This window comes from Agromyces indicus, from assembly GCF_031432295.1.
Classification (GTDB): Bacteria; Actinomycetota; Actinomycetes; order Actinomycetales; family Microbacteriaceae; genus Agromyces; species Agromyces indicus.
This window is the reverse complement of the sequence record NZ_JAVKGS010000003.1, coordinates 79,128-92,951: the sequence shown is the minus strand read 5'-3', so window position 1 is coordinate 92,951 and position 13,824 is coordinate 79,128. Positions and strand designations below refer to the sequence as shown.

The 13,824-nt window shown below is 72.0% G+C and carries 14 protein-coding genes and 1 tRNA gene; 8 read left to right on the top strand and 7 right to left on the bottom strand.

The features are described 5' to 3' along the window. The first annotated feature begins 73 nt into the window (after positions 1 to 73). The 5 genes from sigK to RH861_RS10210 all read left to right on the top strand — a co-directional run bounded on the left by sigK (position 74) and on the right by RH861_RS10210 (position 4,990). Positions 74 to 664, top strand: coding sequence for an ECF RNA polymerase sigma factor SigK (sigK, locus tag RH861_RS10230; RefSeq protein WP_374760983.1), 591 nt, complete (start codon positions 74 to 76; stop codon positions 662 to 664). Further along, entirely contained in the window at positions 661 to 1,578 is a 918-nt protein-coding gene (locus RH861_RS10225) for an anti-sigma factor (protein ID WP_310520902.1), read from the top strand. Before sigK ends, RH861_RS10225 begins: the two co-directional genes overlap by 4 nt. Positions 1,579 to 1,719: 141 nt before the next feature. Continuing rightward, a complete protein-coding gene (locus RH861_RS10220; protein ID WP_310520901.1) occupies positions 1,720 to 2,769 on the top strand; it encodes an LLM class F420-dependent oxidoreductase in 1,050 nt (349 codons plus the stop codon). Positions 2,770 to 3,077: 308 nt separating this feature from the next. Then, positions 3,078 to 3,521, top strand: a complete 444-nt coding sequence (locus RH861_RS10215; RefSeq protein ID WP_310520900.1) for an SRPBCC family protein — start codon at positions 3,078 to 3,080, stop codon at positions 3,519 to 3,521. Then, a complete protein-coding gene (locus tag RH861_RS10210) occupies positions 3,518 to 4,990 on the top strand; it encodes a phytoene desaturase family protein (protein WP_310520899.1) in 1,473 nt (490 codons plus the stop codon). Before RH861_RS10215 ends, RH861_RS10210 begins: the two co-directional genes overlap by 4 nt. Positions 4,991 to 4,996: 6 nt before the next feature. Here the strand turns inward: RH861_RS10210 and RH861_RS10205 are convergent, their stop codons facing one another. Then, positions 4,997 to 5,692, bottom strand: coding sequence for an arsenate reductase ArsC (locus RH861_RS10205; RefSeq protein WP_310520898.1), 696 nt, complete (start codon positions 5,690 to 5,692; stop codon positions 4,997 to 4,999). A gap of 236 nt (positions 5,693 to 5,928) precedes the next feature. Then, positions 5,929 to 6,003: transfer RNA gene (locus RH861_RS10200), tRNA-Lys, on the bottom strand. Between the two features lie 3 nt (positions 6,004 to 6,006). Here RH861_RS10200 and RH861_RS10195 point away from each other — a divergent pair. From RH861_RS10195 to RH861_RS10185, 3 genes are all read left to right on the top strand, one after another. Next, positions 6,007 to 6,510, top strand: coding sequence for a hypothetical protein (locus tag RH861_RS10195; RefSeq protein WP_310520897.1), 504 nt, complete (start codon positions 6,007 to 6,009; stop codon positions 6,508 to 6,510). A 57-nt stretch (positions 6,511 to 6,567) separates the two neighbouring features. After that, positions 6,568 to 7,206, top strand: a complete 639-nt coding sequence (locus tag RH861_RS10190; RefSeq protein WP_310520896.1) for a DNA-directed RNA polymerase subunit beta — start codon at positions 6,568 to 6,570, stop codon at positions 7,204 to 7,206. 270 nt (positions 7,207 to 7,476) lie between these two features. After that, entirely contained in the window at positions 7,477 to 8,364 is an 888-nt protein-coding gene (locus RH861_RS10185; protein WP_310520895.1) for an aminodeoxychorismate lyase, read from the top strand. A 56-nt stretch (positions 8,365 to 8,420) separates the two neighbouring features. Here RH861_RS10185 and pstB read toward each other — a convergent pair whose 3' ends face one another. The 5 genes from pstB to RH861_RS10160 all read right to left on the bottom strand — a co-directional run bounded on the left by pstB (position 8,421) and on the right by RH861_RS10160 (position 13,681). Continuing rightward, a complete protein-coding gene (gene pstB / locus RH861_RS10180; RefSeq protein WP_310520894.1) occupies positions 8,421 to 9,200 on the bottom strand; it encodes a phosphate ABC transporter ATP-binding protein PstB in 780 nt (259 codons plus the stop codon). A gap of 25 nt (positions 9,201 to 9,225) precedes the next feature. Continuing rightward, positions 9,226 to 10,320: a phosphate ABC transporter permease PstA gene (gene pstA / locus RH861_RS10175; protein WP_067948742.1), complete on the bottom strand. Its 1,095-nt coding sequence runs from the start codon at positions 10,318 to 10,320 to the stop codon at positions 9,226 to 9,228. Then, on the bottom strand, positions 10,320 to 11,258 hold the full coding sequence (gene pstC / locus RH861_RS10170; protein ID WP_310520893.1) for a phosphate ABC transporter permease subunit PstC: 939 nt from the start codon (positions 11,256 to 11,258) through the stop codon (positions 10,320 to 10,322). Before pstC ends, pstA begins: the two co-directional genes overlap by 1 nt. 89 nt (positions 11,259 to 11,347) lie before the next feature. Beyond that, positions 11,348 to 12,445 carry a phosphate ABC transporter substrate-binding protein PstS gene (locus RH861_RS10165; RefSeq protein WP_374760974.1) on the bottom strand — a complete coding sequence of 366 codons (1,098 nt, stop codon included), beginning with the start codon at positions 12,443 to 12,445 and terminating at the stop codon, positions 11,348 to 11,350. 150 nt (positions 12,446 to 12,595) lie between these two features. Continuing rightward, on the bottom strand, positions 12,596 to 13,681 hold the full coding sequence (locus RH861_RS10160; RefSeq protein WP_310520892.1) for a phosphate ABC transporter substrate-binding protein PstS: 1,086 nt from the start codon (positions 13,679 to 13,681) through the stop codon (positions 12,596 to 12,598). Between the last annotated feature and the right edge of the window lie 143 nt (positions 13,682 to 13,824).

The following is a 13,824-nucleotide window of genomic DNA, read 5'->3' as shown; positions in this document are numbered from 1 at the left end:
ACCGATGAGCATCGCACTGGCCCCCGCGCGGATCGCGCCGGCCCCGGTGCGACGCCGCCGCCCCCGGTCTGACATGCTGGGACGCGTGGTGGACGCGCAACACGAGGCCGCGGCATCCGACCCCAGCGTCGACGACCTGCTCGTCGCCGCCGGTGCCGGTGACCGTGACGCCTTCGGCGCGCTGTACGACCGCACGTCCGCCCGGATCTTCGGGCTCGTGCGGCGACTCGTCGTCGACCCGGCCCAGGCCGAGGAGGTCACCCAGGACGTCTTCCTCGAGGTCTGGCAGACCGCGCCCCGGTTCGACCGGGACCGCGGGTCGGCGATCTCGTGGATGTTCACGCTCGCCCACCGCCGCGCGGTCGACCGCGTGCGGTCCGCCCAGTCCGCCCACGACCGCGACCTCCGCATCGGCGCGCGCGACCTCGACGTGCCCGTCGACACCGTCGCCGAATCGGCCGAGGTGCGCATCGAGCACGAACGCGCGCGCGGCGCGCTCGCGGAGTTGAGCGACCTGCAACGCGAGTGCGTCGCGCTCGCGTACTACGGCGGGCTGACCCAGTCCGAGATCGCCGAGCGGCTCGACGTGCCGCTCGGCACCGTGAAGACCCGATTGCGCGACGGCATGATCCGCCTGCGCCGGCTGTTGGGGGTGACCGCATGACCGAGCCCGAGTTCCCCGGCCGTCGAGACCCCGTGGACCCCGAGGAGCTGCTCGCCGCCTACGCGCTCGACGCCGTGTCCGACGAGGAGCGCGCGATCGTCGAACGGCACCTCGCCGCCTCGCCGGAGGCGCGCGCCGAGGTGGAGGCCTATCGCGAGGCCGCCGTCGGCCTGGCCGACGAGGCCCCGGCCGTCGCGCCGCCGCCGTCACTCAGGGACGCGATCTTCGCTCGACTCGACGACGCGCCCCAGGTCGACGCCCCCGCGCCTTCGGAGTCCGCGCCGGCCGCGCCCGCTGCGGCGACGGCTCCCGCCGAGTCGGCCCCGGCCGAGTCGATGGTGCCGCCGCCGGCGACGCCGCTCGCGCCCGTGGGACCCGCCCCTTTCGCCACGCCCGCCGATGCCATGGCACCGGTCGGTGCCGGACCGGCCGAGCGGGCCGCTCGCCGCCGCTGGTTCCAGCGGCCCGCGGCTCTGGTCGCGTCCGCGGCGGCGGCCGTGCTCCTCATCGCCGGTGCCGTCGTCGGCCTCAACTGGACCGGTACCGCCGGCTGGGGCGCCCAGCGCGAGGTGCAGGCCATCGCCGCGGCCGACGACGCGCAGACCGCCACTGTCGAACTCGCCAGCGGCGGCGAGGTCACCCTCGTCTGGTCCGAGCAGCTCGGACGATCCGCCATCCGCGCCGAGCGCCTGCCCGAGGCCGGCGACGACCGCACGTACGAGCTCTGGTACATCGACGCCTCGGGCGAGCAGCCCGCCGCGACGCCCGCCGGGCTCTTCGATCCGGACGGCGGGGCCGCGTACGTCGTGCTCGACGGCGAGTTCGAGCCCGGCCTGCTCGTGGGCATCACCGTCGAACCGGCCGGCGGCTCCGAAGCCCCGACGACCGAACCCATCGTCGCCTTCGAGACCTGAGACTCGGATGCCGCGGCGGCCCTCGGGGGATCGGGGGCGCCGCGGCATCCGTTCGCCGTCGGCTAGGGTCGTGGTGGCCCGCCGCGCGCCCCCACGCCGCGTGCCGGCCCGCCCGAACCCCACGACGACGAGGAGTGACGCATGCGCGTCGGCATGTTCCTGAACTACGCCGGAGGATTCCGCGAGGTCGCCGACGAGGTGACCGAGCTCGAGGCGGCGGGCGTCGACCTCGTCGCCGTGCCCGAGGCGTACTCGTTCGATGCGGTCAGCCAGCTCGGCTTCCTCGCCGCGCGCACCTCCCGCATGACGCTCATGAGCGGCATCCTGCAGCTCTACACCCGCACGCCCACGCTCACGGCGATGACGGCCGCCGGCCTCGACCACGTGTCGGACGGGCGCTTCGAGCTCGGCATCGGCGCCTCGGGCCCGCAGGTCATCGAGGGCTTCCACGGCGTGAAGTACGACGCGCCGCTCGGCCGCACCCGCGAGATCATCGACGTGTGCCGCATGACCTGGCGGCGCGAGCCCGTCGTGCACACCGGACGCCACTACCGCATCCCGCTGCCCGAGGGCGAGGGCACCGGGCTCGGCAAGCCGTTGAAGCTCATCAACCACCCCGTGCGCGAGCGCATCCCGATCACGGTCGCGTCGCTCGGTGCGAAGTCCGTCGCGCAGACCGCCGAGATCGCCGACGGCTGGCTGCCGATGTTCTTCCACCCCGAGCGGGCGCGCGACGTCTGGGGCGACGCGCTCGACGCGGGCCTGGCGAAGCGGGCACCCGAACTCGGCCCGCTCGACGTGTTCGCGAGCCCGGCCCTGGCGATCACCGACCGAGCGGATGCCGCGGCCGCCGCCATCGCGGCCGTGAAGCCCAACCTGGCCCTGTACGTGGGCGGCATGGGCGCGCGCGGCAAGAACTTCTACAACGACCTGATCGCGAGCTACGGCTACGCGGACGAGGCGGCGACGATCCAGGACCTCTACCTCGAGGGCCGCCGCGAGGAGGCGATCGCCGCGGTCCCCGACGACCTGGTCCGCGCGATCTCGCTGATCGGCTCGCCCGCCGAGGTCGCCGAGCGGGTGGCGGCGTTCGCCGCCGCGGGCGTGACGACGCTCACCGTCACGCCGCTCGCCCGGGACTCGGCCGAGCGGGTGGCGCTCATGGCCGCGTTCCGGCGTATCGTCGGCTGACGTCCGCGGGCTCGGCGGCACGTCGCACCGGCATTGTTCCACGATCGTCCCCCCAGTCCACCCCCAGTTCAGGGGTGTGTCATCACGCCCGGTCGGGCGCGTACGCTCGGTGCACCGCAGCTCAGGTTGCGGCAGGGGAACCATGGGGGTGGGGCTGCCGTGGCGGGGCGACGAGGCCGATGCGGCCGCGACCCCGCCAGGCGGTGCCCCGATTCGCGGCATCCGTCGAGGGGTTGCCTTCGACCGGTGGCGCGCCCGTAGCATCGGAACAGGCCGTGCGCGGGTACGCCGCGGCCGGGGGAGGACCGATGGCCCACAACGTCCGGCGGCTGGCATGCCCGCCCGAGGCCGTGTTCGAGGTGCTGGCCGAGGGCTGGCTCTATCCCGCCTGGGTCGTGGGCGCCATGCGCATGCGCGACGTCGACCGCCGATGGCCGACTCCGGGCGCGCGCCTGCACCACTCGGTGGGCATCTGGCCCATCTACCTCGACGACGTCACCGAGTCGCGTGAATGGGATCCGCCGCGGCGTGCGGTGTTCCGCGCGAAGGGATGGCCGATCGGCGAGGCCGTCGTCGCCATCGAGGCGAAGCCGACCGACGGAGGTTGCCTCGTGCGCATCTACGAGGAGGCCGCCGAGGGCCCGGCGAGGTTCGTCCCCTCGCTGATCCGGCAGCCCGTCATCCGCCTGCGCAACGTGGAGACGCTCCGTCGCCTGGCCTACCTCGCCGAGGGTCGCTGGGAGGGCAAGTGACCGACGCCGTCGACGCGATCGTCGTCGGGGCGGGCCCCAACGGGCTCGCCGCGGCCGTCACGCTCGCTCGCGCCGGACTGTCCGTCCGCGTCTACGAGGCGGCACCGACCCCCGGCGGCGGCGCCCGCACCGAGGAACTGACGCTGCCCGGCTACCTCCACGACGTGTGCTCGGCGGTGCACCCGATGGCGCTCGCCTCGCCGTTCTTCCGCGGCTTCGAACTCGAGCGCCGCATCGAGCTGCGCCTCCCGCCCATCTCGTACGGGCACCCGCTCGACGGGGGCCGCGCCGGCCTCGCGTGGCGCGACCTCGAGCGCACCGCCGAGGGGCTGGGGCGCGACGGCGCCGCATACGCCGGGCTCCTGCGCGGGCTGGCCGCGCACGACGACGCGCTCATGGACCTCATCGGCTCCTCGCTCGTACGCGTGCCGCGGCATCCGCTCGTCGGACTGCGCTTCGGGCTGGCCGTGCTCGAGCAGGGATCGTGGGCCTGGAACGCCCGGTTCCGCGAGGAGGTCGCCCCGGCCATGCTCGCCGGCGTCGCCGCGCATGCGATCCGGCCCATGCCTTCCCCGGCGACCGCCGGTGCAGGGCTCGTGCTCACGGCGCTCGCCCACGCGCGCGGCTGGCCGATCCCCGTGGGCGGCAGCGGCGCGATCGTCGGCGCCATGGTCGACGACCTGCGGGCGCACGGCGGCGAGGTGGTGACGGATGCCGCGATCGACGACCTCGCGGCCCTGCCCGCAGCACGGGCCGTGGTCCTCGACGTCACCCCGCGCGCGCTCGACCGCATCGCCGGGGATCGCCTTCCCGACCGGTACCGGAGGGCGCTGCGGCGCTTCCGCTACGGCAACGCCGCCGCGAAGGTGGACTTCGCGCTCGCCGGGCCGGTGCCCTGGGCGAACCCGGCGCTCGCCGAGGCGGGCACCGTGCACGTCGGCGGCACCCGCGCCGAGATCGCCGCGGGGGAGCGCGAGGTCGCCCGCGGGCGGCATCCGGCATCGCCCTACGTGCTCGTGTCGCAGCCGTCGATCGTCGACCCGACGAGGGCGCCGGACGGGCGGCACACGCTGTGGACGTACACGCACGTCCCCGCCGGCTCGACCGCCGACCCCACCGAGGCCGTCGTGCGGCAGATCGAACGGTTCGCGCCCGGCTTCCGCGACGTGATCCTCGCGTCCTCCGCGCGGTCGGCGGTCGACCTCGAGGCCGACAACCCGAACTACATCGGCGGCGACATCGCCTCCGGCGCGCCGTCGCTCATGCAGCTCGTCCGCCGCCCGGTGATCTCACCCGACCCGTGGCGCACGCCCCTCTCGGGCGTGTACCTCGCGTCGTCCTCGACACCGCCGGGGCCGGGTGTGCACGGCCTGGCGGGCTGGAACGCGGCACGGAGCGCGCTGCGGCACGAGTTCGGGGTCCTGTCGCCGCCCGACCTCGCACCGGAGGACCGGCCCGCGCGCGCCTGACCGCCCTCAGGCCGCCGGCAGGATCTCGGCGAGCAGCCGTTCGACGTGGGCTCGGATCTCGTCGCGGACGCGGCGGACGCCGTCGGCGTCGAGCCCCGCCGGATCCTCCAGCCGCCAGTCGAGGTACCGCTTGCCGGGGTAGACGGGGCAGGCGTCGCCGCAGCCCATCGTGACCACCGCGTCGGCGGCGCGCACGACGTCGTCGGTGAGCGGCTTCGGGAATTCCTCGCCGAGGTCGAGCCCGACCTCGCGCATGGCGTCGACGACCGAGGGCAGCACCGCCTCCCCGGGCTGCGACCCGGCGGATCGGACGTGCACCCGCCCGCTGCCGAGCTCGCGCATGAGCGCGGCGGCCATCTGCGAACGCCCCGAGTTCTGCACGCAGACGAACAGCACCTCGGGCACCGGCTTCGGGATGACGCCCTTCGACTGCGCGAGCGCGGTCAGGCGCTCGTTCGCGAACCGGTACGCGAGGCTCGGGAGGTGCGCGTCCACGCGGGCGGTCCGCTTCAGCGCGGCGTACGACTCGAAGACGACGCGCTCGGCCGTCTCGGCGCTCACGATGCCGTCGTAGTGCGAGGCGAGCCGCTCAGCGCTGCGCTGCAGCACCTCGTACGGGTCGTCCAGGGCTCGCAGCACGCTCCGGTCGGCGGATGACGCGGCCGCGCGGTCGCGCGCGTCGCTCAGGTCGGCCTCGGTCATGGCACCTCGTTTCGTCTCGCTCACTCCAACCATAGACCGCGGTCTATGGGTTGATCACTGGACTGGTGAGACTTCACCGAACGTTCACGTGCGATGGACGCGGGCAGGCGCACGGAGGGGCCCCGTGCCGTTCGTTCGGTGGTCGCGGAGTCGCGAGGAGCGTGTCGGCGGCTGGCGGTACGTTCAGGCCACCGATCCGCAGGCAGAGCACCTCCGGAGCAGCAGCGGGCGTTGAGTGGTGCCCCCGGGGAATTCCGACATCCCGACCCGCTGATTAAAAGTCAGCTGCTCTGCCTCTGAGCTACGGGGGCAAGGTGACGCAGACGAAGCAATGCGGCAGATGCAAGCAGTCTAGGCCACTGGTCGAATACAACCGACGAACGGCCTCGCGGGACGGCCTGCAGTCCTTGTGCCGCGACTGCAACCGGGCGAATGCCCGCGCCGACTATTCACTCCATCGGGAGAGCCAGGTACGGCGCATCATCGCTGGAAAGGAATCACGTCGATCCAGAGCACTCGAGTGGATCGGTCGGCATCTCCTGACGCATCCGTGCGTCGATTGCGGAGAAACCGACATCCGCGTGTTGGACTTCGATCACCGCAGTGGCGTCGAGAAGCAGGACGGAGTGATGCGGCTCGCACAAGGTGGGCACGCGATCTCGACGATCGCCGCCGAGATCGCCAAGTGCGACGTTCGCTGCCGTAACTGCCATGCCATCGTCACCTACGAACGGCTCGGCAGGAACTGGCGTTCGACCGTTCGGCTCCAGTCGATGGCGGAGGTCGATGCCTTCCTCTCGGCGGAGGACGGGAGCTGATTCCGCGGAGCGCGGAATCGGCACGGCTCGCAGGTCGCGGCGGTATCGTGGCCCGCGATGACCGCAGATTTCCACCGTCCCACGCGCTTTCCGCCGCGCATGTTCGAGGGCTACCTCGGCGCGGAGGATCCCGCGCAGGTGAGCCGAGTCGCCCACGACACCGCGGCGGCGGTGCTATCGCGCGTGCGCGCCGACCCCGATCCCGAGATCGTGTCGCGGCTGGTGTCGTACACCGACGAGCACGGCATCGACGCGATCGCCGAGCTGTGGTCGCAGGCTTCGCCCAAGAGCCTTCCGGGCGCGCTGTGGCGCATCTACCTGCTGCGCACGATGATCCGGCAGGACGCCGCGGGCGTGAGCCTCGCCTTCCAGCGCGGCACCGAGGTATCGCGCACCATCGACCAGGTCGTGGCCGGCGCCCCCACCCCGGCCGGTCCCGCAGAGGTGCGCGAGCTGGCCGACGTGATCCTTCGCGGCGTGTTCTCCGGCGACTTCGCCGCGGCCCTGGAACGCGCCTCGGCGTTCGGGCGCGTGGCCGCCACCGGCTTCACGAGCCTCGCCGACGACGCGGATGCCGCGGACGCCGTGCACCCCGATCGTCCCGGCATCCTCACGCGCCGAGCGCTGCGCCTGTCGTCCCTCGCCGAGGAGCTCACCGCCTGCGCGCGGCTCTGGCGCCACGACAGCCTCGACTGAGCAGCGGCGCAGGCTAGCACGGTCGAGCCCGACACGCCCGGCCCGCACCGGGATCGGGCGTGCGGAATAGTCCTCGGGGGCCCCTCGTTTACACTTGTCGTGGCCGGTCGCAGTAACCCCGGGCTCCAAATCTCGCCGCTTCGAGCGGCCTCGCGCCGAGAGGCGTTCTGCGGCCGGCCACTTCCATGCCCGCGGGCCCACCACGGCGCCGCGACGGCCGTGCGACCGCAGCCACGCCCGCGACGACGGCCACCGGCGTAGCATCGGAGGATGGCCGACACCGTCACGTTCCTGGTCGATCCGCTGCCGACCGACGCCTCGCCGCAGTTCCTCGAGTCGTCGTTCCGCGAGGTCGAACCGGGCGCCGACGCCCTGGCCGTGAACGACCTCGCCCCGCACCGCGGCGACGGCGTGTTCGAGACGCTCGCGATCATCGACGGCCACCCGCAGGAGGTCGAACCGCACCTCGCCCGATTGGTGAACTCGGCGCGGCTCTGCGAGCTGCCGGAGCCGAACCTCGACCAGTGGCGCCTCATCATCACCCGCGCGGCCGAGCGTGTGCCGGCCCAGGGCGAGTTCGCCCTGAAGCTGGCGCTCAGCCGCGGGATCGAGCCGGGCCCGAAGCCGACCGGCTGGGTGCACGTGACGCCCGGCGTCGACTTCACGGCGGCACGGCGGCGCGGCATCCGCGTCATCACCCTCGACCGGGGCGTCGCGCACGGCGTCGGTGACCGCGCCCCCTGGCTCCTGCTCGGCGCGAAGACCCTGAGCTACGCGGGCAACATGGCCGCGCTGCGCGAGGCCAAGCGGCGCGGCGCCGACGACGCGATCTACATCTCCTCGGACGGGTACGTGCTCGAGGGACCCACCTCGAGCGTCATCGTGCGGATGGGCGACCAGTTCGTGACGCCGCCCCCCGCAGCCGGCATCCTGCACGGCACCACCCAGCGCAGCGTCTTCGCGCACCTCGAGGCGACCGGGCGCACCGCCGAGTACCGCGACCTCACCGTCGACGACCTGCGGGCAGCGGATGCCGCGTGGCTCGTGTCGAGCGTGCGCATGGCCGCGCCCATCGTCGAGCTCGACGGCGCGACACTGCCCCTCGACGCCGAGACCACGGCCGCGCTGAACGCCTACCTGCTCTCGCCGCGCGACTGACGGCGACGGCCCGCCCCCGGGATCGGGGACGGGCCGTCGGCGGAGCGCCGTCGGGATCAGCCGAAGCGGCCCGACACGTAGTCCTCGGTCGCCTTCTGCGACGGGTTCGAGAAGATCGTCGTGGTGTCGTCGTACTCGATGAGCTTGCCGGGCTTGCCGGTGCCGGCGATGTTGAAGAACGCGGTCTTGTCGGACACGCGCGACGCCTGCTGCATGTTGTGGGTCACGATCACGATCGTGTACTCCTGCTTCAGCTCCTCGATGAGGTCCTCGATGGCGAGGGTCGAGATCGGGTCGAGTGCCGAGCAGGGCTCGTCCATCAGGATGACCTCGGGCGAGACCGCGATCGCGCGGGCGATGCAGAGGCGCTGCTGCTGGCCGCCCGAGAGGCCGGAGCCCGGGCGGTCGAGCCGGTCCTTGACCTCGTTCCAGAGGTTCGCGCCCTTGAGCGACTTCTCGACCAGGTCGTCGGCGTCGGACTTCGAGATGCGCTTGTTGTTGAGCTTCACGCCCGCGAGGACGTTCTCCTTGATCGACATCGTCGGGAACGGGTTCGGACGCTGGAAGACCATGCCGACCTGGCGGCGGACGAGCACCGGGTCGACATCCGGGTCGTAGAGGTTGTTGCCGTCGATCAGCACCTCGCCCTCGACACGCGCGCCGGGGATGACCTCGTGCATGCGGTTGAGGGTGCGGAGGAAGGTGGACTTGCCGCAGCCGGACGGGCCGATGAAGGCCGTCACGCTGCGCGGCTCGATCTCGAGGGTGACGCCTTCCACGGCGAGGAACTTCGAGTAGTAGACGTTGAGGTCGCGGACCTCGATGCGCTTGGACACGGGTTTCCTTACTGGGGGTCTGGGCTCAGCGCCCGAACTTGGGGGCGAAGAACCGCGCGACGAGGCGGGCGATGAGGTTCAGCGCCATGACGATGAGGATCAGGGTGAGCGCGGCCGCCCACGCACGGTCGAGATAGGCCGAGGCGGGCGTGCCCTGGTTGGCGTACTGGGTGTACACGAACACGGGGAGGGACTGCATGCGCCCCTCGGTCATGTCGTAGTTCATGCTGTTCGTGAAGCCGGCCGCGATGAGCAGCGGTGCCGTCTCTCCGATGACGCGGGCGATCGAGAGCATGATGCCGGTCGTGATGCCCGCGATCGACGTGGGGAGCACGACCTTCACGATCGTGAGCCACTTGGGCACGCCGAGCGCGTAGGCGGCCTCGCGGAGCTCGTTCGGCACGAGCCGCAGCATCTCCTCGCTCGAGCGGACGACGACGGGGATCATCAGCACCGCGAGCGCGACCGCCCCGGCGATGCCCGTTCGGGTGCCGGGTCCCCAGAAGATCGCGAACAGCGCGTACGCGAACAGGCCCGCGACGATCGACGGGATGCCGGTCATCACGTCGACCAGGAAGGTGATGCCGCGCGCGAGTCGTCCGCGACCGTACTCGACCAGGTAGATCGAGGTCATCAGGCCGATGGGGATCGAGATGAGCGCCGCGGTGCCCGTCATCAGCAGCGTGCCGACGATCGCGTGCAGCGCACCGCCGCCCTCGCCGGTGACGCTGCGCATCGAGTACGTGAAGAACTCCGGGTCGAAGCGGGCGAGCCCGAAGGTCACGACCGTGATCGTGAGCGAGACGAGCGGGATCATCGCGAGCAGGAACGCGCCCGTCACGAGCGAGGTCACGAACCGATCGGTGGACCGGCGCGATCCCTCGACGATCCGCGAGAGCACGGTGATCACGACGACGTAGATGAGCGCGGCGACCACGAGGGTGCCGACCCAGTTGAACTCGGCGCCGCTCAGCGCGATCACGCCGAACAGGCCCGCCGAGACCAGGAGGCTCGCCGCGAGGATCATCCACGGTGCGCCGTTGGGCAGCTTGCCGGCGGTCAGCGAGTTGCTGACGGGCGTCGCGACGCGGGGCTCCGGAGGGGTGAGCGTGGTGGTCATCAGTTCGCTCCCGAGAACTCGCTGCGGCGCGCCACGATCCAACGTGCGAGCGCGTTCACCGCGAAGGTGACGATGAAGAGGATCAGGCCGGTCGCGATCAGCACGTTGACGTTGATGCCGTAGGCCTCGGGGAAGCTCAACGCGATGTTGGCGGCGATCGTCGACGGGTTGACGGACGTGAGCAACTGGAAGGTGACGGCGCCGGTGGCCGAGAGGACCATGGCGACGGCCATCGTCTCGCCGAGCGCGCGGCCGAGGCCGAGGACGGCGGCGGAGATGATGCCGGGGCGGCCGAAGGGCAGCACCGCGGTGCGGATCATCTCCCAGCGCGTGGCGCCGAGCGCGAGCGCGGCCTCCTCGTGCAGCACGGGGGTCTGCAGGAAGACCTCCCGGGAGATGGCCGTGATGATGGGGATGATCATGACGGCGAGGACGACGGCGGCGGTGAGGATCGTGCGTCCCGTGCCGGACACGGGGCCGGAGAAGAGCGGGAACCAGCCGAGGTTGTCGACCAGCCAGGTGTAGAGGGGCTGCACCGCGGGAGCGAGCACGCCGATGCCCCACAGGCCGAAGACGACCGAGGGCACCGCGGCGAGCAGGTCGACGATGTAGCCGAGCACCGAGGCGAGACGCCGCGGGGCGTAGTGGGAGATGAAGAGCGCGATGCCGATCGAGACGGGCAGTGCGAGGAGGAGGGCGAGCGCCGCCGCCCAGATCGTGCCGAACACGAGCGGGCCGACGTACGCCCAGAAGTTCGTGTCGAGGATCGACGCGGTCTCGCCGGTCGCGAAGAGCGCGGGGATGCTCTGCACGATGAGGAAGGTCGCCACGGCCGCGAGCGTGACGAGGATCATCGACCCGGCGAAGACCGCGGAACGCGAGAAGACGCGGTCCCCCGGTCGCTGTTTCGCCCGGATCTGGGCGGGTGCGGTGCTCATCTGGCGAGTTCCTCTGGTCTGATTTCGCAACAACAGGGCTGTGCCCGGCCCCGGCTTCCTCGGAAGCGTCGGGGCCGGGCACGACCTTCTTACTGGATGGAGTCGATCGCCGCGACCGCCTGCTCGCGCAGGGTGTCGGAGATCGGCGCCGAACCGGCGTTCTCGGCGGCCACGTCCTGGCCCTCGGCGCTGGCGATGTACGAGAAGTACGCCTTCACCAGCTCGGCGGTGGCCGAGTCCTCGTACTGCTGGCACGCGATCGAGTACGCGACGAGGACGATCGGGTAGGCGGCCTCATCCGGCGTCCGGTCGAGCTCGAGCGAGAGGTCGCCGTCCGGGCGGCCCTCGACGAACGGCGAGACGTCGACGATGGCGGCGGCCGCCTCCGGCGAGTACTCGAGGAACTCGTCGCCGACCTGCACCGCGGCGGTGCCGAGGTCCCCGGCGCGCGACGCGTCGGCGTAGCCGATGGTGCCCGTGCCGTTGGTCACGGCGTCGACCACGCCCGACGTGCCCTGCGCGGCCTCGCCGCCCTCGAACGGCCAGACGCCGTCGGCCTCGTAGGTCCACACCTCGGGAGCGGCCTGGGCGAGGTAGTCGGTGAAGTTCTCGGTCGTGCCCGAGTCGTCGGAGCGGTGGACCGGGGTGATCGCCAGGTCGGGCAGCTCGACGCCCTCGTTCGTCGCGGCGATCGCCGGGTCGTTCCACTCGGTGATCTGGCCCGCGAAGATGCCGGCGATCGTGGCCGGGTCGAGGTTCAGCGAGTCGATGCCGTCGAGGTTGAAGATGACGGCGATCGGCGAGATGTAGAGCGGGAGCTGGATGATCGTCGAGTCCGGCGCGCACGCGGCGAAGCCGCCGGCGGCGATCTCCTCGTCGTTGAACGCACGGTCGGAGCCGGCGTAGCCGCTCGCGCCCTCGAGGAACGTGTCGCGCCCCGCGCCCGAACCGGACGGGTCGTAGTCGATGGTGACATCGGGGTTCGCGTTCTGGAACTCCGCGATCCAGGCCTGCTGGGCGGCATCCATGGCGGACGAGCCGGCGCCGACGAGGTTGCCGGAGAGCGTCGACTCCGAGCCGGCGTCGCCGTTCTCGGTGGCGCCGCCCTCGTTCGCAGCACAGGAGCTGAGTGCGAGCGCCGCGGTCATGGCGATGACGGCGGGCGCGCCGAAACGCTTGAGGTTCACGTGATTCCCTTCCGGGGTTGGAATGCAGGGGGTGGGCCGGTGCCGACCCGCCTGCGACGCTAACCAGCGTGCGTGACGAGCGTCCCCCACGAGGGTGAACGGCAGGTGAACCGGGGTCGACCGGCGGGGGAGCCCCAGCTGGGAGTCCGCCTACCGGATCGACTCGATCGCCTGCATGGCGCGGTCGCGCAGCGCATCCGAGATCGGCGCCGAGCCGGCGTCCTCGGCAGCGGCCTGCTGGCCCTCCTCGCTCGCGATGTAGGCGAGGTACTCCCGCACGACCTCAACGTTCTCGGGCGAGACGTACTCCTCGCAGGCGATGAGGTAGCTGACCAGCACGATCGGGTAGACGCCCGCCTGCTGGGTCGTGCGGTCGATGGCGATGGTGAGGTCGCCCTCGGCGCGCCCCTCCTCGAGCGGCGACGCGTCGACGATCGCCGCCGCGGCTTCGGGCGAGAAGGGCACGAACTCCTCGCCGACCTGCACGGCGACCGTGCCCAGGTCGCCGGCGCGCGACGCGTCGGCGTAGCCGATCGTGCCCACGCCCTTGCCGACGGTGTCGACGACGCCCGAGTTGCCCTGGGCGGCCTCCCCGCCGGCGAACGGCCACACGCCGTCGGCCTCCCACTCCCACACGTCGGGCGCGGCCGCGTTGAGGTACTCCGTGAAGTTCTCGGTGGTGCCGGAGTCGTCCGAGCGGTGCACGGCCGTGATGGGCAGGTCGGGCAGGTCCGCGTCGGGGTTCGTCGCGGCGATGGCCGGATCACTCCAGTTCACGATGTCGCCGGCGAAGATGCCCGCGATGGTGGCGGCGTCGAGGTCGAGCGTGTCGATGCCGTCGAGCCGGAACACGACCGCGATGGGGGAGATGTAGAGCGGCAGCTGGATGACGGTGGAGTCCGGTGCGCAACGGCCGAACCGACCCTCGTCGAGCTCGTCGAGCGTGTAGGCGCGGTCGGATCCGGCGAAGTCGCTCGCACCCTCCATGAAGGTGTCGCGGCCGGCTCCGGACCCGGACGGGTCGTAGTCGACGGTCACGTGCGGGTGCGCCGTCTGGAAACCGGCGACCCAGGCCTGCTGCGCGGCGCCCTGGGCCGAGGATCCGGCGCCGATGACGTACCCGTCGAGGTTCGAACCGGTGTCGTCGAGGCCCATCTCGTTGACGGCGCACGAGGAGAGGAGGAGGGAGGAGGTCGCGGCGAGCGCGGCGGACGCGAGCAGGCGCGTGCGATTCACTGGGATCCTTCGGGTGGGGGACACGGGAGCGGGGATCGACCGGCGCGGCCGATTCCGACTCGCGATCGCGTGAACAGCGAAACCCACCTCGGTGAACGGAAGGTGAACAGCCGGTGCCGAGGGCGGGTGGGGAAGCTGCGCAT